22 protein-coding genes and 1 pseudogene are annotated in these 17931 nt (G+C 57.1%); 11 read left to right on the forward strand and 12 right to left on the reverse strand.

The features are described from left to right. The first annotated feature begins 37 nt into the window (after positions 1 to 37). From SYN65AY6A5_RS05790 to SYN65AY6A5_RS05805, 4 genes are all read left to right on the forward strand, one after another. Entirely contained in the window at positions 38 to 514 is a 477-nt protein-coding gene (locus tag SYN65AY6A5_RS05790; RefSeq protein ID WP_011430019.1) for a pentapeptide repeat-containing protein, read from the forward strand. A gap of 22 nt (positions 515 to 536) precedes the next feature. Continuing rightward, on the forward strand, positions 537 to 812 hold the full coding sequence (locus tag SYN65AY6A5_RS05795) for a lipopolysaccharide assembly protein LapA domain-containing protein (protein ID WP_011430018.1): 276 nt from the start codon (positions 537 to 539) through the stop codon (positions 810 to 812). A gap of 147 nt (positions 813 to 959) precedes the next feature. Then, positions 960 to 2240, forward strand: coding sequence for a 4-hydroxy-3-methylbut-2-enyl diphosphate reductase (locus SYN65AY6A5_RS05800; protein WP_099884520.1), 1281 nt, complete (start codon positions 960 to 962; stop codon positions 2238 to 2240). Between the two features lie 5 nt (positions 2241 to 2245). Further along, positions 2246 to 3208, forward strand: coding sequence for an AEC family transporter (locus SYN65AY6A5_RS05805; RefSeq protein WP_099884053.1), 963 nt, complete (start codon positions 2246 to 2248; stop codon positions 3206 to 3208). Here SYN65AY6A5_RS05805 and SYN65AY6A5_RS05810 read toward each other — a convergent pair. After that, positions 3205 to 3399, reverse strand: a complete 195-nt coding sequence (locus tag SYN65AY6A5_RS05810) for a hypothetical protein (RefSeq protein ID WP_099812204.1) — start codon at positions 3397 to 3399, stop codon at positions 3205 to 3207. The two genes, SYN65AY6A5_RS05805 and SYN65AY6A5_RS05810, sit on opposite strands and share 4 nt — an antisense overlap. Positions 3400 to 3529: 130 nt before the next feature. Beyond that, entirely contained in the window at positions 3530 to 5074 is a 1545-nt protein-coding gene (locus SYN65AY6A5_RS05815; RefSeq protein WP_099884055.1) for a hypothetical protein, read from the reverse strand. Positions 5075 to 5168: 94 nt separating this feature from the next. Here SYN65AY6A5_RS05815 and SYN65AY6A5_RS05820 point away from each other — a divergent pair, with 94 nt between their 5' ends. Next, a complete protein-coding gene (locus SYN65AY6A5_RS05820) occupies positions 5169 to 6161 on the forward strand; it encodes a folate-binding protein YgfZ (protein ID WP_099884057.1) in 993 nt (330 codons plus the stop codon). A gap of 64 nt (positions 6162 to 6225) precedes the next feature. On the opposite strand, the gene SYN65AY6A5_RS05825 is transcribed toward SYN65AY6A5_RS05820, so the two are convergent. From SYN65AY6A5_RS05825 to SYN65AY6A5_RS14370, 8 genes are all read right to left on the reverse strand, one after another. Beyond that, the gene (locus SYN65AY6A5_RS05825) at positions 6226 to 6480 is read right to left on the reverse strand and encodes an HNH endonuclease (RefSeq protein ID WP_011430012.1); all 255 of its coding nucleotides are present in this window, start codon (positions 6478 to 6480) and stop codon (positions 6226 to 6228) included. A gap of 2 nt (positions 6481 to 6482) precedes the next feature. Continuing rightward, positions 6483 to 6947 (reverse strand): KGK domain-containing protein, encoded by a 465-nt coding sequence (locus tag SYN65AY6A5_RS05830; protein WP_099884059.1) that lies wholly within the window; start codon positions 6945 to 6947, stop codon positions 6483 to 6485. 758 nt (positions 6948 to 7705) lie between these two features. After that, the gene (locus SYN65AY6A5_RS05845; protein ID WP_011430011.1) at positions 7706 to 8116 is read right to left on the reverse strand and encodes a KGK domain-containing protein; all 411 of its coding nucleotides are present in this window, start codon (positions 8114 to 8116) and stop codon (positions 7706 to 7708) included. 47 nt (positions 8117 to 8163) lie between these two features. Beyond that, the gene (locus tag SYN65AY6A5_RS05850) at positions 8164 to 10698 is read right to left on the reverse strand and encodes a dynamin-like GTPase family protein (protein ID WP_099884061.1); all 2535 of its coding nucleotides are present in this window, start codon (positions 10696 to 10698) and stop codon (positions 8164 to 8166) included. A gap of 114 nt (positions 10699 to 10812) precedes the next feature. After that, complete coding sequence (locus SYN65AY6A5_RS05855; protein ID WP_099812211.1) at positions 10813 to 11472, reverse strand: SDR family oxidoreductase; 660 nt, start codon at positions 11470 to 11472, stop codon at positions 10813 to 10815. Positions 11473 to 11716: 244 nt separating this feature from the next. Further along, a complete protein-coding gene (locus tag SYN65AY6A5_RS14360) occupies positions 11717 to 11938 on the reverse strand; it encodes a hypothetical protein (protein WP_240527682.1) in 222 nt (73 codons plus the stop codon). Continuing rightward, positions 11935 to 12519, reverse strand: a complete 585-nt coding sequence (locus SYN65AY6A5_RS14365) for a CsgG/HfaB family protein (RefSeq protein ID WP_240527683.1) — start codon at positions 12517 to 12519, stop codon at positions 11935 to 11937. Before SYN65AY6A5_RS14365 ends, SYN65AY6A5_RS14360 begins: the two co-directional genes overlap by 4 nt. Positions 12520 to 12543: 24 nt before the next feature. Continuing rightward, complete coding sequence (locus tag SYN65AY6A5_RS14370; protein ID WP_240527684.1) at positions 12544 to 12774, reverse strand: hypothetical protein; 231 nt, start codon at positions 12772 to 12774, stop codon at positions 12544 to 12546. Positions 12775 to 13097: 323 nt separating this feature from the next. Between SYN65AY6A5_RS14370 and SYN65AY6A5_RS05865 the strand changes: the two genes are divergently transcribed. The 5 genes from SYN65AY6A5_RS05865 to SYN65AY6A5_RS05885 all read left to right on the forward strand — a co-directional run bounded on the left by SYN65AY6A5_RS05865 (position 13098) and on the right by SYN65AY6A5_RS05885 (position 16170). Then, positions 13098 to 13280: a 50S ribosomal protein L32 gene (locus SYN65AY6A5_RS05865; protein WP_011430004.1), complete on the forward strand. Its 183-nt coding sequence runs from the start codon at positions 13098 to 13100 to the stop codon at positions 13278 to 13280. A gap of 94 nt (positions 13281 to 13374) precedes the next feature. After that, on the forward strand, positions 13375 to 13773 hold the full coding sequence (locus SYN65AY6A5_RS05870) for a J domain-containing protein (protein WP_011430003.1): 399 nt from the start codon (positions 13375 to 13377) through the stop codon (positions 13771 to 13773). A gap of 127 nt (positions 13774 to 13900) precedes the next feature. Continuing rightward, a complete protein-coding gene (locus SYN65AY6A5_RS05875; protein ID WP_041438969.1) occupies positions 13901 to 14164 on the forward strand; it encodes a DUF3143 domain-containing protein in 264 nt (87 codons plus the stop codon). Positions 14165 to 14170: 6 nt separating this feature from the next. Next, positions 14171 to 14929 (forward strand): hydroxyacylglutathione hydrolase, encoded by a 759-nt coding sequence (gloB, locus tag SYN65AY6A5_RS05880; protein ID WP_011430001.1) that lies wholly within the window; start codon positions 14171 to 14173, stop codon positions 14927 to 14929. Positions 14930 to 15099: 170 nt separating this feature from the next. Further along, positions 15100 to 16170: an EAL domain-containing protein gene (locus tag SYN65AY6A5_RS05885; RefSeq protein ID WP_099812212.1), complete on the forward strand. Its 1071-nt coding sequence runs from the start codon at positions 15100 to 15102 to the stop codon at positions 16168 to 16170. Here SYN65AY6A5_RS05885 and SYN65AY6A5_RS05890 read toward each other — a convergent pair. Together SYN65AY6A5_RS05890 and SYN65AY6A5_RS05895 are read right to left on the reverse strand one after the other, a co-directional pair. After that, a complete protein-coding gene (locus SYN65AY6A5_RS05890; protein ID WP_011429999.1) occupies positions 16121 to 17311 on the reverse strand; it encodes an MFS transporter in 1191 nt (396 codons plus the stop codon). The two genes, SYN65AY6A5_RS05885 and SYN65AY6A5_RS05890, sit on opposite strands and share 50 nt — an antisense overlap. Positions 17312 to 17352: 41 nt before the next feature. Next, positions 17353 to 17619 (reverse strand): annotated as a pseudogene (locus SYN65AY6A5_RS05895) (DUF190 domain-containing protein); the annotation flags it as partial. 97 nt (positions 17620 to 17716) lie between these two features. Between SYN65AY6A5_RS05895 and SYN65AY6A5_RS05900 the strand changes: the two are divergent. Beyond that, positions 17717 to 17931 (forward strand): helix-turn-helix domain-containing protein (locus SYN65AY6A5_RS05900; RefSeq protein WP_143597140.1); only part of this gene is annotated, 215 nt, incomplete at its 3' end.

The raw sequence follows: 17931 nt of genomic DNA on the forward strand, positions 1-17931 counted from the left end.
TTGCTGAAATAAACTCGGCAATTGGGGGTACGCGGCCATGCCCCGAGTGACCACTGCAGAGGAGCTGCTGGCAGAATATGCCGCCGGCGAGCGCAACTTTCAAGAATCCAACCTGGTGGGCGTGGATCTGGTGCGCGCCACCCTGCAGGGGGCGAATCTGAGAGGGGCCAACCTTTCCTTTGGCAAGCTGAGTGGAATTAACTTGCAGGAGGCCGATCTGCGGGGGGCCGATCTCAGCTCCGCCAACCTGATGGGGGCCAACCTGCGCGGGGCCAACCTTTGGGAAGCCAACTTGATCGGCGCCGATCTCAGCTTTGCCGATTTGCGGGAAGCCAACTTGCACGGGGCCTACCTTTGGGAAGCCAAGCTAACCCGCGCCCAACTGCAGGGATCCGACCTGAGCGGGGCAAAAATAGGCGGAGCAGTGCTGACGGGCGCTGACCTGAGCGGCGCCATCCTGCCCGATGGCACAGTGCAGCCCTGGGCTGCTCCGTCGGCCAGCAAGGCAGAATAGAACTGTTGCGACGGGATCCCTCATGCTGCTGCTGTTCAACCTGGCCTTGACACTGCTGCTGGCTTTGGGAGTGGCAGTCCTGGCCGGACAAAACCCCACCCCCCTGACCGTCCATTTTTTAATTTGGCGCTCGGTGGAGCTGCCCTTGGGATTGCTCATCGCCGTGGCCATCGGCCTGGGCCTGTTGACGGCGGGGCTGGGCTCTTTGCTTTGGCCGGGGCGCAGCTTCTCCCTGACTGCCCGTCAGCTCCAGGAACGGCTGCAGCAACTGGAAAGGCAAGATCAGCCGCTGCCTTAGCCGCCCTGGCTCTTGCCGATCGAGTCTGGGATCCCTTCAGATTTTTGTGGGCTGTCCTGCCGCCGGAGTGACCCACGCACTCAAGACAGGGCGTAAGCTGAGAGAGGATCCCTTTGCTGTTAGCGGTGCACAGCCCGAGTGACAACCATGCCTCATTCCCAACCCTCTTCCCCGGCTAGCTCCCCCCAGGATCCGCGCGCCCTGCGCAAGGCCCTGCGCAGCTCCAGCAACTACTTTGCCAAAGGGTTTGAAGAGCACAAGGATCAGGCCCAACGGGAGCTGCAAACCACCTACAAAAGCCCCCTGGTGGAGCAGATCCGCGCCCAGTCCTACTGCTATCGGCAGGGGGATATCACCATCCATCTGGCCAAGGCCTTTGGCTTCTGCTGGGGGGTGGAACGGGCGGTGGAATATGCCTACGAAGCGCGGCGCCGCTTTCCGGATCGCCAGATCTGGATCACCAACGAGATCATCCACAACCCCCTGGTCAACCGCCACCTGCAGGAGATGGGGATCCGCTTTGTGGAGAAAGGCCCAGACGGCAAGAAGGACTTCTCTCAGATCCGGCCCCAAGATGTGGTGATCTGGCCTGCTTTTGGGGCGAGTGCCTCGGAAATGGCGTTTTTTCGGTCGCAGGGCAATGAGATTGTCGATACCACCTGCCCCTGGGTTTCCCGCGTGTGGAACCAAGTGGACAAGCACCGCGCGGCTCAATTCACCTCTGTGATCCACGGCAAGTACAACCACGAAGAAACCGTGGCCACCAGCTCCTTTGCCCAAAAATATCTGGTGGTGCTGAACCTGGAAGAAGCAGAATGGGTCGCCCGCTACATTTTGCAGGGCGGAGATGCGGCAGAATTTCGGCGCCGCTTCGGCAAGGCCACATCTCCCGGCTTCGATCCGGATCGGGATCTGGAGCGGATTGGCATCGCCAACCAGACCACGATGCTGGAAGGGGAAACGCGCGCCATTGCCAAGCTGTTTGAGACCACCATGCTGCGCAAATATGGCCCCCAGGAGCTGGACAAGCACTTCATGAGCTTTAACACCATCTGCAACGCCACCCAAGAACGGCAGGACGCCATGTTTGAGCTGCTGGAGCGGCCTTTGGATGTCGTGGTGGTCATTGGCGGGTTCAATTCCTCCAATACGACCCACCTGCAGGAAATTGCCCTCTCGAAAGGGCTGCCCTCTTACCATATTGACGGCCCCGACTGCATCCAACCGCCCAACCGCATCCGCCACAAGCCCCTCCACCAAGACCCAATCGTTACAGAAGGGTGGCTGCCCGACGGGCCAGTGCAGATTGGTATTACCTCCGGTGCCTCCACCCCCGACCGCGTCGTGGAGGAGGTGATCCTGCGCATCTTTGCCCTGCGCGAACAGCCGCAGACCCCTCCGCAGGGATCCCTTCCCCTCGGCTTCTAGAAGGCGTGCTCACCACTCTTTTTCAGGTCTACCTCCCCCTGCTGGGCTGGACGCTGCTGGGGTTTGTCCTGCAGAGAGGGCTACCTCCCCCCTGGCGCCATTGGCTAAATCCCCAAGCGCTGGGCCGCTTCATGTTTTGGGTGGGGGTTCCCCTGGGCACCCTTGGGTTTATGCAGACGGCGGACCTCTCTGGCCAGCTCTGGGCGGCCCCTTTGGTCTGCTGGCTGGCCACAGGGCTAGGGTATGCCCTGGCCAGTGCCTGGCTGCAGTGGCAGCACCACACCTGGCAGGGGAAGAAAGAGTGGGATCCCTGGCTTTGGAGCAGAGCCCGGCGAGGCAGCTTTTACCTGACAGCCACCCTGGGAAATACGGGTTATTTGGGCTACCCCATCTGTCTGGCGGTGGGCGGGAGCGCCTACTTTGGCTGGGCTTTGTTTTACGACCTGTTGGGCACCCTCTTGACCGCCTACGGTCTGGGAGTCTGGGTGGGCAGCCGCTACAGCGCTTCCTTCATCCCTCCCCGGCAGGCTATGCTCCGAGTCCTAAGCAGTCCCACTCTCTGGGCTTTCTTTGTCGGCCTGGCCACCGCTCGCTCCCCTCTCCCAGAATGGCTGGCCCAAGGGCTGACTGCCTTTGCCTGGAGCACGATTCCCTTGAGCTTAATCCTTTTGGGCATACGGCTAGCCCAGGTGCCGCACTGGGGATCCCTTCGCCCCGCCGCCGCGGCCCTCTTCATCAAAATTGTTGTCCTGCCCCTTTTGGTGGGCCTGGGGTTAGCCTTGACCCCCTATCCCCCCTTGGCCAAGCTGGTGCTGGTCTTGCAGACCGGCATGCCTCCTGCTATTGCCACCCTGGTGCTGGCAGAGGAATACGACTTGGATCGGGAGCTAACAGCAACAGCCTTGGCCCTAGGCTACGTGGCGGCCCTGCTGACCCTACCTTTCTGGTTGCTGCTGTGGGGAACCTAGTAGGCCAGGTGAGAGAGGGTTTGCTCCAGGTAGCGATGTACCAGACGATCCAGGTCAGCCTCCTGGCTGGGCAGTTCCCGTCCTTGGAGCCATCCGCGGAAGCCCGAGCTTTCCACGATGGCCTGGCGCAACGGCTTCCAAACCGCTTGGGCGCGCCGTTCTGTATCGGGGCTGAGAGCAGGACTGGTCATGGTTTCTGAAGAGGAAGCTGAGAGCAGACTGAACTCAGGATAGCCCGGATCCCTGTTGGCTTTAGCTCTCTAGGATACAAATCTGCCTATCTCTCTCCCTGAGGGAGAGGGGCTGGGGGCAAGGGGATCCCTAAACGAACAATTGGCTGCGCTGCTGGATGCGCAGGGCTGGCCCCAAGGCATTGAGGAGGGCAACGCCATAGCTGCGGGCAACGATGCGGCTATCCAAAATCGCCACCCAGCGGGTGGGCAAGCCGGAGGCTTCACCTGCTTCTGCGCCTTGTCGCAGAGGTGCAACAGCCCGCTGCAATTGGCTGGCCGCCACTGGCAAGAGGTATTGGCGGAACCAGTCCTGTTGGGTGCGCTGCAGATACTGCACCCGTCCGGCCACCCTTGGATCCTCCATCGAGGGAAAGGGCAAGGTGGCAATGGCCAGCAGTTCCGGACAGGGCAGGCTGGCCTTGTGCTGCAGCCAGTAGGGCCAGTCGCAGACCAAAATGCCCTTTTCTCCGGGAAATAGGCTGTTTACCCGCACCCGCGAGCCAAATTCAGCAGCCAAAGCAGCCCCCACCTGTACCTGCAGAGGTTGATCCGACACCAGCACCACCACAAAGCCCTGCACCTGCGGGATCAGGCTCCTTAGCTCCTGCAACAGGTGCTCCCGGAAGAGGGGGCTGTTGGGCAAGGGCAGCCGCGGCAAGTAGAGGGAAAGGCTCGGCAAGGGCTCCCCGCCGGAACGGATCCAATCCTCGCCTGAGCTGAAGCGCAAGGGCGTCAGATCTGGCAAGCCCAGGCGCCAACGATAGGCCTCCGCCTGCCGATCCAGGTCCAGGGCCTCGCCGATGATCACTACCGGCTGAGTGGCCCAGATGGGCGCCAGCCACTCGTGTAGAGCCGCCGGGCTGTGGTAAAGGGTGAGGCGACCGGTCTCGCGGTCAGTTTCCGCCCACCAAACCCAGCGGGAAGCGGGATCCCCCTCAGAGCTGAGCCGCCGGCGGATTTGATCCCAGGGATCCGGCAGCCAGCCGGGGTAGCCTGTCACCAAAGACAGCACAGCATCCAGGTGAACCTGTTCATCCGCATGAAGCAGACAGCGGGAAAGAGGCCGCCGCAAAAGCTGAAGGGACAAATTGACCTGAACCTGGGAGAGCTGCTCCGCCTCGGCAGGGAAGATTTGCCGGAGCTGTTGCCAATGGCTGGCTTCCAGGGTCACCGTTAGCGCCTGGTAGGCCCAATCTTCCAGGTCTTCGGCTCCATCCAGGATCAGAGGGATCCCTGTCGGCACTTGCGAGGATCCCTTTCTCAAGCGAGCTTGCAGCCAATCCAGGGGATCCACCAACAGCAACCCCTGGAAATCGGGATCCGGCCAACGGTCTTTTTGCAGGACGGGCTTATGCAACTGCAGGGTGTGCTGTAGCCAGGGGATCTCTTCCCCCAAAATTTGCGCCTGCACAGGAGCTGTGGCACAGAGCAAGGTGGGGTTGGGCCACATCAGGGCCGGCAGCAGATAACTGAGGCGGTGCTGACCCCCAGCAGGCACCTGGATCAAGGTGCTGCGACCCAACCGCAACCCTCGCGCCACCATGCGAGCCATCGTCAACTGGTGGGGCCACAGGGCTTCGGGAGACTGCCGCAAAAGCTGCCGCAACTGTTGGTGGACTTCAACCTCAATCACAGTTCAGTACGCCGGGGATCTGCCACAGACGGTAGGGTGAACTAGCCTATTCTAGGGTAGAGAAGAAAACCAAATCCCATCTCTGGGGTGAGCGATGTCTCTTCTTTCTGCTGTTCCCACAGAGGGCCAACCCGTTGCACAGACGGGATCCCTGCTTCTAGACCGCTCCGGGTGGGGCCGTTTGCGCATGAAGGGATCCCCAGGCTTGGACTATCTGCACAACCGAAGCACCCAAAATCTGAAGGCCCTCAAGCCAGGGCAGGGGGCCGACACGGTTTTCGTGACCCCCACCGCCGGCATCCTGGATTTGGCAACGGTGTACGTGGGAGAAGAAGACTGCTGGATCTGGACTTCACCTCAGCGGCGCAGCCTGCTGATGCAGAGTTTGGGGCGCATGCTGCCTTTGGTGCGGGGAGCACAGTTGCAAGATGAGACAGATCAGACCTTTGGCTTTGGATTGCTCGGCTCCCAGAGTCAGGCTCTCCTGGAGAAGGTGGTGGGCTCAGAAAGGATCCCGACCGGGCCTCATGAGCACTGCGCCGTGGAGATCCAGGGGATCCCTGTCCATCTGGCTTGTGGCACGGGTCTTGCCCAGCCGGGGTTTACCCTCTGGGGCACCATTGACCAGAAAGTCGCTCTTGAAGAATGCTTGCTCCAAGCCGGAGCCAAGCTGGCCCCACCTGAGCTGTGGGAAGTCCTCCGCCTAGAAGCGGGTCGCCCCGCCGCCGACCGAGAGCTGACCTCAGACTACAACCCCCTAGAAGCCGGCCTGTGGCGAGCTGTTTCCCTTGACAAAGGTTGCTACGTTGGCCAGGAAGTCTTGGCCAAGCAGGTAACCTACCGGCGCATTCGGCAAACTTTGTGGGGGATCCGCCTTCAAGGAGAGGCTCAGCCCGGCACAGAGATTTTGCGGCAGGGGGAAAAGATTGGTTTACTGACCAGCGCGGGCTTGACTTCGCAAGGGTACCTGGGATTGGGATACGTGCGCACTAAATTCAATCCTGCCGAGGGGCTGGAAGTTGAAGTCGGCTCAGCGCCGGGAGTCCTGACCCGAATGCCGTTTTTGAGTTTCCCGCCTATTGTCTAGCATTATTTTTGCGGCAGAAAGCTCTCCTGCTTTGTAGAGAGAAAATGGGCAAAGGATTAAGAACTTACCAGTCAAAGTGGCGGCGAAAGCGGGGATCCCGTCGATCCTTTTTGCGTCGGTTGCAGGTTTTGCACAACGTTTGCAGATTGCTGATATCGTTACTGCCCCCTTGGGCAATGGGGATGATGTGATCGATCTGAAGCTGAACCTCTGGGGGCGACTTTCCGCAACCGCGACAACGGAAGCCGTCTCTTTGGAAAACATACTCCCGCACGGCTGCTGGAATTAGAATCCTTTCGCCGGATTTTCTTTCTTTCATCGTTATTCATCCATACTGCGAAGATCATCCAGTGGAGACTTTTCATCTAGAGGTTCTAATATCTCTTGGTCGGGTTCTTTTATCAGAAATTCAGGATTGTCAGGATAAAAGTCAATCGTAACTTCTACTCTTACTTTTACTCTACCGGTCTGCCAACCGTTAGTTTTAGGAGAAAGAATCGAGCATGGAACTCCTTTATGGAAAAAATGAACCTGATCTTCATAGGGAATACCTGTTTGTATCTCAGACGAACTCAAGTGACTGTCTAGTCCTCTTCCCATTTGGTCAAACTTCAGGAAATAAGAATTGATAGAATCGCAAAGCTTGGAAATCATGTAGACTTTCTGCTTATTGTTCTTGTTGATAAAAGTGATAACTCCGTCTCTCAGTTGGCTAAGATTAATGGATGTTTTTGTCATCTTATCGACCTCAAGACATAGAGACAACTTGAACAGCCCGTAAATCATCCAGTATAGAATCCTCTAGTTTTCTGGGAGCGCTATCTCCAGAATCTCTATATGGGTCATCAGGAACAAACTCGAGATAAACTTTGACTGATATCTTGCCAGAGATCCACGACTTTCTGGGCTGTAAGACTCTAGATTCTATTCCATCCACGAGCATTCTAATGTCCGCATAAACCTTTCTTGATTGAAGGTAACCGTTTGTCCGGAAAGTATCTGAAAGAAGGTAATTAATAATTGCACTATGCAAGCTACTTGGAAGGTAGACTTGATCACCAATTTCAACGACAGTTTCCCTATCATCTGACCTAAAAACTATCGGATCGGCCACAGCATTGTCTCCTATTGCTCACAGACTTTACTGACTGACATCTCCCCGAATGTCATCCAAAGGCGATCTACTGCTCCCTGATCCCGTTTCTTCTGGCTCAAACTCAACCACTAGTCTCATCCTAACTCTACCAGCAATCCACGGTGAGCCAGGACGTAAGAGTTTAGCAGGAATTCCTTTCACGTTAGTTATTCCGTTCAAGTTGCTCCATAGAATCGAGACTCCCTTTTCGCTAAGTTTGCTGGATAAGTAGGATCTGATACTCTCATAAACAATCTCTGAGTACACCTGAGCAAACTCTTGCGAGTAGATTAGGCGTCCTCCTATATCAATGACAGTATTTTGGAAAATATCTAGCTCAACAAAGCACTCCTGAGATTGATCATTACTTGACACTTGCCCAACCCCCTCTATGTCTCTCTGGCTTAGGCTAGCTCTCACTTTCGCGAAGGTCATCCAGAGGGGATCCGCTGCTGCTCTCTGAGCCTGTATCCTCTGGCTCAAACTCTACAATGATCCGCAATCTGACTCTGCCTTTTTCCCAATCCTTCTTGCCTGGCACCAAGAGCTGACAAGCAAGTCCCTGCCCAAACCACTTCGCTTCTTGCAACAATTTTTCTTCTGGCTTGGGAGCAAGAAGGCTACTGGCAATGTTGAGCAAGTCTTCCGGCGGCAGGATCCCTGAGGATCTCAAGGCCGCAATGAACAAGCGATGCAGCTCTTCTTTCTTGGTCAAGTCCTCTTGGGCTGCTTTGACCAAGTTGGCAACCTTGAAAGTTTTCTCCCTTACAGAGAGGATCCCTTCTGGGTGCTGCTGCAGAGGTATCGATTTGGATCCCATGACTTTATCTGGATCAAGTGAAAGGCCAAAAACAAAGACAAGCCGCTCTATCTCAGATCATCGAGGATGCTATCCAACTCTGGAAAACTCTCGTCTATGGGTGTAGAACGACCAAGAGCGACTGCTTTGCTTGCATTGCTGTCACCTACTTGCTGTTCAGGAAGACTTGCCAAAATTTGAACTGACTCACCAACAGAGGAAGGCTCAGGACGAGTAATCAAGGGCAGCATCTCGCGATTGAGGCCCAAAGCCTGCAGGCAGAGGTTGATCCCAGAAACAGCTTGGTTGTACTTGTCTATGCTTGCCTCCAGTTCTTTCAGCCGCTGTTGGTTAAGCGCAATTTTCTCTTCAGCCTCTTTTCTGAGAGTTGCTTCCATGAACTGCTTTGCTTCTGGGTACTTTTGCAAAATCTCATCGGCTACTTGCTTGGCAACCGGCAATAGTTGAGTTTTTAGAGTGTTGTTGGTCTCTTGTCGGAAGCTAGAACGCACTGTCTGGTTAATTTTCGGCTCGAAGTCAAGCTTAAGTAATTGTCGGATTCCAGGCTCTGCGTCGCGAATAGCAGAGATGTCATAAGATTGGCTGGTTTGCTTTAGGACTTCTCGAAACTGGTAGATCGAGAATGTTCCTTCGTCGTAGAAGCGGGGACTTTCTCTGAGGTAGCGGTCGCACTCTTTTCGGGCACCATTGACAAGAGAACTCAAAGTTACCTCCTTAACCAAAAGAAGCTTTTTCTCCAAGTCCCCATCGGATCCCAGTAGGCGAAACAACTGCCTGTAGTAGCTCGAGCTGCGAACTTCATCAACAAGGCGACGAAAGAAGTTCTCTACAAGCGTGCTGGCTGATTCTACCAGGATGTCCTCTAGATGGTTGGACAAATAATAAAAGGCTTCGACCAATACAGCTAAGAATGGAGCTGTGGAGTTGCGGGGACGAATGCGAACGGCTTGACTGTAAACATTGTCCAACGAAAAAGTATCCAAAAGCTCATCTAGCCTCCGTACCATCCTAGCCTGCAATTTACGGAAATCGTTCTCAAATTCTTTGTTTTCTCCGTTAATAACTTTATTGACTACTGTCTGGATATGCTCGTCAAACTCTCGGCCAATACTGGCTAGCTGCTGATTGATCAGCGTCAGCTCATAGGAAATCATGCTGTCAATCTCTTTGGGCTGGCTATCAATGTCTCGGTAGAGATCTAGATAGGACTTCCTCATCTCGATGCAGAGAGGTTGCAAATCATCGGCCAGCGCGGAAAATAGCTGTGGCCGCTTTTCTTCCGTTAAATAACGAGTGATCCCAGCCCGAAAGTCTTCAATACCGCTATCTTTAATCATATACTCAATCAAAGGTTTTCCCCACTCCCTCAGAATCCGAACGTAGTTATTTATGGGTGTGTCGTACCCATGTACAGAAGGGCGGAACGGGGATCCAACTAGCCTACCCGACGTGCAGTACTTATTAAACTCGCTGACAAACTGGGGCGTTTCTTCCTCACCACCCAATTCTTTGATGCTTTCTGAAAAAATCGTATCCAGTCCAAATCGATCCTCGGGGGTAGTTGCCTTGATCTGGGAACCATAGAAGCCGAGAAGGCCGCTTGTCTTAAATACGCGGAGTTGACGAAACTGCTGGTCGATAATGTTTTCTAGTCTCTGCTTTAGTTGTGCGTTGTACCAAGTCTCGTCAATCCGGTTAAATACATAGAAGACCCGATCCCTGATGCTATCATTACTTTGAATATGCTCAATAAGCTCTGTCTCTTCCTTGGTCAGCTCACCCGTTGCAGCACACTTGAGAACGCAAACAACTGCGGACGTATCCGGATCGGCAATTTTTCGATAAGTACGCTCTGCATCCGCTTTGACTGGAGCATCGATCCCAGGAGTATCGACAATAACGTTTCCATCTTCCAGCAAGGGGTGGTGGCAATAGTATTCCACCTTTCGCAAAACTGCGCTATTGGCGCCGCGCCGGGCAAAACCCGCAGCTTCTCTTAGGTTGCCGAAGTTGAGCTGCTCCATCGAGAAGACTTTGTTCTCGGTAGGGTGAATTTTGTCCCGGTTCTGCTGGAAACCTGTAATCAACAAGCGGAGGGCATCCGCCTGCTTTGCCCGCTCTGACTTGCTTTTACCTCCCTCCTGTTGAATAATAGCCTCAGCACGCTCCTTCAGGGGATTCAGTGCAGTGTCTTCCAGCCTGCTGAGTGACGGAGCCAAGTTTAGGAAAGCGCAGAAGGCGGTCATCTGTTCTTGCACTTCCTGCTCGCTGAGAAAAGTGAGCACCACTCTCTCAGCATTTGGCTCTGCGTAGCCAATGTAGCACTCTGTCCCTGTGGCGTGTCCTTCGGCGCTGTAGAGAAGCTCCCTTTCTAGCAAAGCGTTGATCAACATCGACTTGCCGGCGCTAAAAGCACCGGCGAAGACAATCTCAAAGGTTGGGGAAATAGCCTTGCTCAGCGAAGCTTGAATTCGGGTTGTATCTTGCTTTCCTGAAAGGGTGGGATCCTGCTGCCAGAGGTTTAGAATCGTTTCAACGTGCTCCCGTAAGTTTTCGCACTGAGGCAAGAGTTGCACAGCCATCTCAGGGATCTCCGCTAGGGCTGGGGAGATTATAACGCCCTCAGCCCTAAGGGGAAGGTTCTCATGCTACTTTTCTTCAGATAAGGCACCCTTTGATGGCTAACAGCACAGAACCTAGCTTGCCAGGGCAAAGAGGTCGCTCCACTCGCGGTTGGGAACGCCGGGCTTGGCGATGATCTCGAAGATGCGGTTTTTCGCTGCCGGTTGAAACAAGCTTTCGACAGCTACCTGGGCAACTTTGATGCGAGGGACGCTGCCCTCAAAGAGGGTATCGGCCTTGGAGAGGACAATGCCATCTTCGTTGTCCTGGTTTTTCAGGCCCCCTGGCCGAATGATGGTGTAGGTGAGGCCGCTTTTTTGCAAGTATTCTTCGGCTTGCTTTTTCCACACCAAGATCAGCCAAAACAAGTTGAGAGGATGGAACAACTGAGACACGCACAGAGAAGAAATCAAAACAAAGTGTTGGATCCCTTTGGCCTTGGCTACATCCACTAAGTTCTTGGTGCCTTGGTAGTCCACTCGGTAGGGCAGAAAGGGATCCCAACTGGGCCTAGCGCCAGTAGCGCAGAGCACCACCGTGCATCCTTCCATGCCGGCTTCCAGCGTGGCCGGATCCAGCACATCTCCCACCACCACTTCTGCTTCGGGGGGCAGAACCCGAGCGGCCAACTCGCGGCTGCGCACCAGCGCTCGTACCGGGATGCCGCGGCCCACCAACTCTTGGACAATGCGCCGCCCTGTTTCTCCTGTAGCCCCTGCAACAAAAGCCTTCATCTTCTCCCCCTGCCAAACTGCTTAATGTGACGGTGGCGGTTCCAGGTTCCATGCTGGCCTTGCTAAGACCATTATCTTCCCAAAATCCGCCCAGGCAGGGATCCTGTCCATGCGACAGGGGTAGTCGCGGCAACCGCGGGCGCCAGCTTCGATCCCGGCAGCCGGCCAGCTCCAAAACATCCTCCGCTCCACCGCCGGGTAGACCTGCGGTTCAAAGGGAAGGGATCTTGAAAGTCTTGAAGCTTTATTGAATAGGTTTGGCCACATCCCCCACCTTAAAGCCAGAGCTGCTGAGAATGCGGCCCACACTGGATCCCTGATCCACCTCTGTCAGTTGGATCTGGCCAGCGGGCTCAGTCAATTTGCGCAGGACTGCCCCCGTGGCTGGATCTTTAACCTCGCGAACGACGCGCTCCACAGACAGGATCAATCCCACGCGGTAGCCGTCGCTGCTGCCCTTGTTCAAGTCAAGATCACCTGGTTACCATAGACATCCGCCACCAAGGCATCGACGGTCGGCAAAGAGCGGGGCTGGGCCGCTAAGCGACTGGCAAAACCGGCCAACTGCTGGGCAATTTGCTCCACCGCCTGTTGGCTGGCCAAAACCAGCAGCTTTTCTTCGTTGCTGGTGGCCGATCCCCCGCCAAAGTCGGCAACCGTGACGGTGCTATCCGACTGGCTGACGTTGCCCCGGCCCTCGACCACGGCCAAGATCTCCGCCGTGCTGGTGCTCACCAGGCGGGCATTGAGCTGCACGTTGGCATCAGCATCCACCACCTCGGCCCCCACCGCCAGCGGGAAGCTGCCGAAGGGGGTCAAGACCCGCGCCTCACCCCCAGAACGGCGCACCGACACATCGAACTGGGTAACACTGCCGAGGATCACAGCATCGACCCCGAGGATCCGGCCCACCTGAGCGGCGGTGTTGGCATCTAAGCGCCCCGATAGCCCCAAGTTCTGCTCGGCCAAGATCGCGTCCAGCCGCGAGGGCTCGATAACCGAAAAGGTGCCATCTCTCACCAGCCGATCCACCAGCAGATCGCTCACCCCCCGGGATGCCTCGCGCAGGCTTTAGGAATTGCTGAGGCTGCTGAAATCAAAATCCAAAACCGCAACGCGCGGGCGAGTGGTGGGTTGAGGCGCTTGTCCTACCTGGCTGGGGGCAGAGAGATTGCAGCGAAGGTCTTGGGGAAACTTCTGGCACAGCTCCGGATTGGTGGATTGGGCAGCCACCGGGATCCCCATCCAACCCAAGCTCAGCAGCGGGATCCCGAACAGCAGAATGGAAGAGAGGCTGCGCATGGTTGAGCGATCTCCTAGATCGAAGAGGTGGCCACAGTCCATTCTCAGCTTGCACCCAAAAGCGGGGCGGTGACCGGCATCACCTGGGCGCCTGTTCCCAGAAGATGTCCTATACTCTACCGATTCCAAGGCCATTGGGAGAAGGGATTGAGAAGGTTGGCACAGAGGAGTTGACAGATCTCAACAGTTAAGACTGAGCAGAGATGCTCGCCCTTTGTGAGTTGCCGGAAAAAGCTTGACCCGCTTTATTGGGCCGGGTTTAGATTGGGATCGAGCGTGCAAACTCAGTGTTAGCCTAGTAAAGCTGTGTTTTTGTACAAGCTATGCCTGTTCCTAAGAAGAAAACCTCCAAAGCCCGCAGTCGCAGGCGGTATGCGGTTTGGCTGGGCAAAGCCAAGCTTCAGGCCCAGCGGGCGATGACCATTGGGCGCGCCATCCTCAGCGGTCGCAACACCGGCTTCTACTACCCCAAAGCCAAGTCGGAAGAAGAGGAGGGAGAAGAATAGGGATCCCCATAGCCGGAAGAGTGGTTTACATTGGGGTCAGGCTCTCTTGAGAGCTGTTCTGCTACCTCCCAGTCTTGGCTGTTCAGCGACTTGCATGCGCTCGTTGACCTCTCTTACCTACTACCAGCGGCTGGGCTTGTCTCCAGGGGCCTCTCCTGAGGACATTCGGCGGGCCTACCGGCAGTTGAGCAAACGCTACCATCCCGACACTTCTCCTCTGGCGCCAGAGGTGGCGATTCGTTGCTTCCAAGAACTCCAGGAAGCCTACCTTGTCCTCAGCAACCCGGCAAAACGGGCCATCTACGATGCCAGCCTGCGGGCGGTGACGGCCAACATGGGATCCCCCGGTGCTGATTCTCTGGAGCTGCGCATGGAAACCCGGCCTCTCTCGGCGGGCGAGCTCTGCGCCCTGCTGCTGATGGGCTCCACCTTCGTGGCGTGTTTGGTGTTGGCGGTTGCTTTGGCCTGGCTACGGGAGGGTGGGGTGGGCTGACCAACTCCGGTTGCTTGTGGATGAGGTTAAGACAAAGCGCTCAGGGCTTCCCATTGATAAGGTGCTTGAATGGAATAGGTTGTTAACTTTTGTTTTGTTCGACGGCTTCTCTGCGCGCCATCTCGCCATGCCTTTGCCTCCTGCAACTACGCCTCTCTACAATCACCCGCTCCACGCCATCGAACGCTGGCTGGAGGATCAGGGCTGCACCCGTGACCCGCAGGATGTGGAGCAGTGGTTTTGCGAGCGGCCCGGCTGGAAAGCCTGCCTGCGCCTGGAGGAGACCAGCATTTGGGTGCGCTATACCTATCCTGATGGCAACACCAAAACTCTGTCTTTTCCCTATTCGCTAAGCCGCCAGGATGTAGAGCAGGCCATTTTTGAGGACTAGCCGGCTATGCGCATTCTGCAACTGCCTGCCCTGCGCGACAACTACATCTATCTGCTGCACGATCCCGAGACGGCCACGGCAGCGGTGGTGGATCCGACAGTGGCCGAGCCGGTGCTGGATAAACTGGCTGAGCTAGGGGCGGAGCTGGTGGCCATCTTCAACACCCACCACCACCACGACCATGTGGGGGGCAACCTGCAACTTTTGGCCCGCTACCCCCGTGCCGTCGTCTACGGCAGCCAGGCGGATCGGGGACGGATCCCGGGCCAGACGGTGGAGCTGCAGGCGGGAGAGACGGTGGCATTTGCGGGCCGGCAGGCGAAGGTGCTGTTTGTGCCCGGCCATACGCGGGGACATGTTGCCTACTACTTTCCCGAAAGCGGGGATCTCTTCTGCGGCGATACCCTGTTTGCCGGGGGATGCGGGCGCCTCTTTGAGGGCACCCCGGAGCAGATGCTGGGATCCCTGGATCAACTGCGGCAGTTGCCGGAAGCCACGCGGGTCTGGTGTGCCCACGAATACACCTTGAACAATCTCAAGTTTGCCCTGACGGTGGATGGGGACAACCCCGACTTGCAGGCGCGCTACCAACAGGTGGTGGCCCTGCGCCAGGCGGGATCCCCAACTGTCCCCAGCACCATCGGCGAAGAGCGCCGCACCAATCCTTTTTTGCGCTGGGATCAGCCGGCTTTGCGGGCGGCTACGGGCGCTCAAGATCCGGTGCGGGTTTTTGCCCGGCTGCGGGGTATGAAGGATCAATTCTAAGGCTGGCCGGAACGCGAACGGGGCCGAGTTGTGATTGGGATCCTGTCCTGACGCTGGGGATTCCCAGTTTGCTTTCCGTAAGATTGGCTTCTTTTTTCGGGAAGGCGGGACATACTGCTAAGTAAGATAGGTAACCTCGGTGGGCCTGCATGGCTACTCCCTAAGCCCCCATGTCTTGTCTTGACTGCCCAGCTCTGCCCACCTTTTTGCAGGAGGCAGGGCGTTTGTTTCTCTGGCTGCCCACTCCTCATACCCACCGGAAAATCTGGCAGGCCCTGGAGGCCAAGACAGAGGTTCCCGTTCAACTTTTGGAAGACCTTGGCCTAGTTGTTGCCATTGCCCAGGGGGCCCTCAAGAAGACCCTGGAGACAATGGCCGAGGTTCTCTCCCAAGAAGAGATGCAGGCCAGCCGCGCCTTGTTTTTGCCTGGGGATAGGGATCCCTGCTGGCAAGATTGCGCCCGGGTGGAGTCGTTGCTGCAGTTGTTCCACCGCACCCAAGCCGAGCTGTTGTTGGAATTGTTGAAGGAAAACCGCCTCACCACCTATTTCCAGCCCATTGTCCGGGCGCGGGATCCCGCTTGGGTGGTGGGCCACGAAGCGCTGGTGCGGGGGTTGGACAGAGAGGGCAAGGTCATTGGCCCGGACTTGCTTTTTGCCACGGCCCGCGAAGCCGGGTTGCTCTATCACCTGGACTTGGCTGCCCGCCGCACGGCCATTGCTGCCGCCACCCAGCACCGCCTCGAGGGGGATCTGTTCATCAACTTCAGCCCCACGGCCATTTACGACCCAGCCTTTTGCCTGCGCTCTACTGTCTGGGCCATCAGCCGCGCCGGGATCCCGCCAGAACGGGTGGTGTTTGAGGTCAATGAATCCGACCGCAGCCCCGATTTGGATCATTTGCAGCGGATTTTGCGGTTTTACCGGCAGGCGGGCTTTCGGGTGGCGCTGGATGACCTGGGCGCCGGCTACGGATCCCTAAACCTGTTGCACCGGTTGCAGCCAGATGTCATCAAGCTGGATAGGGAGCTCATTCGCGGCGTAGATGGGGATCCCTACAAGGCGGTGATTGCCCAAAAGGTGCTGGAGCTGGCCCAAGAGCTGGGGATCGTCACCCTGGCCGAAGGGATCGAGACGGCAGAGGAGCTGCAGTGGGTGCGCGACCACGGGGTGGACCTGGTGCAGGGCTTTTTCATCGCCCGGCCCCAGCCTGTTCCCCCAGGATTAGGATCCATAGGATAGCTGCCCCCACGGCTTGAGCGGCTACTGAGAAGATGACCAAAGCTGGGAGGAAGAGATCGTAGAGCACCCCCATCAGGGCGCTGCCCAAAAACCAGGCCAGGCCGTAGAGGCTGGTAAACAGCCCAAAGGCAAAGCCCCTCGCCTGGGGAGCCACCATGCCGGCTACTGCCGCCTTCATGACCGATTCCTGAGCCCCCAAGCCAATCCCCCAGAGCACTATGCCCACCACCGCCAGCCCGTAGCTGCCGGAAAAGGCCAGCGGCGCAAAACCGGCAGACAGGACCACCGCCCCCAGCAGGCTCCCCAGCCGGATGCGGTCAAACAGCCAGCCACAGCCCAAGGCCGCCAAGGCATCCACCCCCATGGCCAGGGCGTAGAGCAAGGGGATCCCTGCCTCCTCGCTCCCCGACTGTCGTTGCAGATGGAAAGCAATGAGGGGAAAGTCGGCAAACCCCACGGCCACACAGGCCGCTGCTATGAGATAGAGCCAAAAGACCCTGGAAAAGCCTTGTGCTGGAGCGGTTTCCGGCTCCGGCTCAAAGTCGCGCGGGGTGGGATAGAGCCATCGGGCCAGCCCCAGCACCCCCAGCCCCAGGGCCGCCGGGATCCCCAAGGCCAAGAATCCACCCCGGAACCCGTAGCCGGCGGCAACCATCCCTGCCACCAGCAGCGGCCCCCCCACCGCCCCGATTTGATCCAAGGTCTCGTGCAGGCCAAACCCAATGCCCTGGCCCACCTGCAGAGCCGCATGGGAGAGCAACACATCCCGCGGCGGGGTGCGGATCCCTTTGCCCAGGCGCTCGGCCAGCAAAAGCAAAGCGGCCCAAGGCCAACTGTCCACCCAGGCCAAAGCGGGGATCGCCGCCGTGTTGACAACATAGCCCAGGGTGGTGAGCTGCCAGTGCCCTCGACTGGGCCGAGAGGGATCCCTACTGAGCCGGTCGCTCCAGTAGCCCACGCCCAGGCGCAGCCCATAGGCCAACAATTCTCCCCCGCCGGCCACCAGCCCCACCACCGTGCCGCTGGCCCCCAGGGATCCCAAAAAAGCTCCGGAGATGCTGCGGGCCCCCTCGTAGGTGGCGTCAGCGCAGAGGCTGACGATCCCGAGGAGGAAGATAAAGCGCCAAGCAGAATCGGACATAGCCAGCTCCTGAGGACGGGCAATCCAACTGGGGATCGGGACTATGGCTGGGGCTGAGGAGCGTGATGGAATACTTGGACGCTGTGGCAAGTAACTAGACCGTCGCGCACCAGGTTTTTGACATCCGGCAGAAAGGCCTTGATTTTCTCCGGCGTGTCGATAAACGTTACCAAAATGGGCAGATCTGTGTAAAGCTCGAGAAGGTTGCTGCTGCGAATGTGACTGTTGTGGCCAAAGCTGGCAATGGCTCTCACCATGGTACCGCCCGCCATGCCCCGCCGACGGGCCAGCTCCAGCAGAGCCAGGTAGAGAAGCTTATTTTGTCAGTGATCCGACTCGCCAATGTAGATACAGCCTTTTAATTTAAAATAGGGTACAGGTATTCAAGAGGAAGGAGAGAAAGGAATGCCGACTCATTCTTTGGATTTGCGGCAAAGAGTTGTAGCAGCCTATCAGGCAGGTAACACCTCCATCCGCCAGGTAGCTAAACGCTTCATGGTTACCAAAAGAACAGTACACCGCTGGGTGCGACAGTACCAACAAACTCAAGATTTAGCCCCTAAGAAAGCAGGCACCAAGCGAGTGGGCATTTTGGAACAACATCGGCAGGAAGTGATGGC

The sequence above is a fragment of the Synechococcus sp. 65AY6A5 genome (assembly GCF_002760415.1).
Lineage (GTDB): Bacteria > Cyanobacteriota > Cyanobacteriia > Thermostichales > Thermostichaceae > Thermostichus.

Coding starts and splice junctions, on each gene's coding strand:
- SYN65AY6A5_RS05790 (WP_011430019.1), top strand. CDS start 38: ATGCCCCGAGTGACCACTGCAGAGGAGCTGCTGGCAGAATATGCCGCC.
- SYN65AY6A5_RS05795 (WP_011430018.1), top strand. CDS start 537: ATGCTGCTGCTGTTCAACCTGGCCTTGACACTGCTGCTGGCTTTGGGA.
- SYN65AY6A5_RS05800 (WP_099884520.1), top strand. CDS start 960: ATGCCTCATTCCCAACCCTCTTCCCCGGCTAGCTCCCCCCAGGATCCG.
- SYN65AY6A5_RS05810 (WP_099812204.1), bottom strand. CDS start 3,399: ATGACCAGTCCTGCTCTCAGCCCCGATACAGAACGGCGCGCCCAAGCG.
- SYN65AY6A5_RS05820 (WP_099884057.1), top strand. CDS start 5,169: ATGTCTCTTCTTTCTGCTGTTCCCACAGAGGGCCAACCCGTTGCACAG.
- SYN65AY6A5_RS05825 (WP_011430012.1), bottom strand. CDS start 6,480: ATGAAAGAAAGAAAATCCGGCGAAAGGATTCTAATTCCAGCAGCCGTG.
- SYN65AY6A5_RS05830 (WP_099884059.1), bottom strand. CDS start 6,947: ATGATTTACGGGCTGTTCAAGTTGTCTCTATGTCTTGAGGTCGATAAG.
- SYN65AY6A5_RS05845 (WP_011430011.1), bottom strand. CDS start 8,116: ATGGGATCCAAATCGATACCTCTGCAGCAGCACCCAGAAGGGATCCTC.
- SYN65AY6A5_RS05850 (WP_099884061.1), bottom strand. CDS start 10,698: ATGGCTGTGCAACTCTTGCCTCAGTGCGAAAACTTACGGGAGCACGTT.
- SYN65AY6A5_RS05855 (WP_099812211.1), bottom strand. CDS start 11,472: ATGAAGGCTTTTGTTGCAGGGGCTACAGGAGAAACAGGGCGGCGCATT.
- SYN65AY6A5_RS14370 (WP_240527684.1), bottom strand. CDS start 12,774: ATGCGCAGCCTCTCTTCCATTCTGCTGTTCGGGATCCCGCTGCTGAGC.
- SYN65AY6A5_RS05865 (WP_011430004.1), top strand. CDS start 13,098: ATGCCTGTTCCTAAGAAGAAAACCTCCAAAGCCCGCAGTCGCAGGCGG.
- SYN65AY6A5_RS05870 (WP_011430003.1), top strand. CDS start 13,375: ATGCGCTCGTTGACCTCTCTTACCTACTACCAGCGGCTGGGCTTGTCT.
- SYN65AY6A5_RS05875 (WP_041438969.1), top strand. CDS start 13,901: ATGCCTTTGCCTCCTGCAACTACGCCTCTCTACAATCACCCGCTCCAC.
- gloB (WP_011430001.1), top strand. CDS start 14,171: ATGCGCATTCTGCAACTGCCTGCCCTGCGCGACAACTACATCTATCTG.
- SYN65AY6A5_RS05885 (WP_099812212.1), top strand. CDS start 15,100: ATGTCTTGTCTTGACTGCCCAGCTCTGCCCACCTTTTTGCAGGAGGCA.
- SYN65AY6A5_RS05890 (WP_011429999.1), bottom strand. CDS start 17,311: ATGTCCGATTCTGCTTGGCGCTTTATCTTCCTCCTCGGGATCGTCAGC.